This window comes from Mesorhizobium sp. WSM4847, from assembly GCF_055811335.1.
In genome coordinates, this window is sequence record NZ_JBVVPY010000099.1 from 1 (window position 1) to 715 (window position 715).

The window sequence follows — 715 nt, forward strand, 5'->3', positions numbered from 1 at the left end:
GAGATGAGGTAGACATCCGCGCCGAGCGGCTCATCGAACAGCCGCAACGGCCACAGTCGCCCCTGGGCTACGTCGTCGTGGGCGGTCAGAACGGGCAGAAGGCCGATGCCCAGACCCGATATCAGCATGCGGCGCACCTCGTCGAGCTCGTGGCTCCATCCGCTAACCCGACGTCCAAGACCAAGGCCTTCTCGCAGAAAGATCATCGGCTCGAATCCGCTCCCATCATTGGTGCAATCGAAGGCAATGAAGGGCTCTTGTTGAAGCCTGCGGACATCTACCTCCTGAACTCCGAATAGAGGGTGTTCGGCGCCACAAAATATGCCAAAATCCTCGCGGAATAAGTGGCGGCATCGCAGCGTCGGCATTTTTTTTGTCAAAAGACAGATGCCGATGCCAGCCTTGTCCATTGAAATCTGTCGCACGATGTCGAGCGAGGTTTTGATGTCGATATGCCATGTGACCGACGGGTATCGCTGGTGGTACAGCCGGAGTGCTTCGTCTACAAGCGTGGACTGTAGCCGAGTAACCATGCTGAGTTTCAGCTCCCCGAATTCGTCATTGCTCCCGTCTCGAGAGAGGATGCCAATTCGGTCAACGCACCGGGACATCTCCGAACATTCCTGATAAATCTGTTCGCCACGTAATGTCAGCGCAAAATGGCGAGGGTCGCGGAAGACGAGCTTGCAGTCGAGTTGATCCTCGAGTTTTTGCA

The 715-nt window shown here is 56.1% G+C and carries 1 protein-coding gene; it reads right to left on the reverse strand.

What is annotated here, in order from left to right:
• Positions 1-715: LysR family transcriptional regulator (locus AC0L28_RS34690; protein WP_473482991.1), on the reverse strand; the 715-nt coding region annotated here is incomplete at both ends.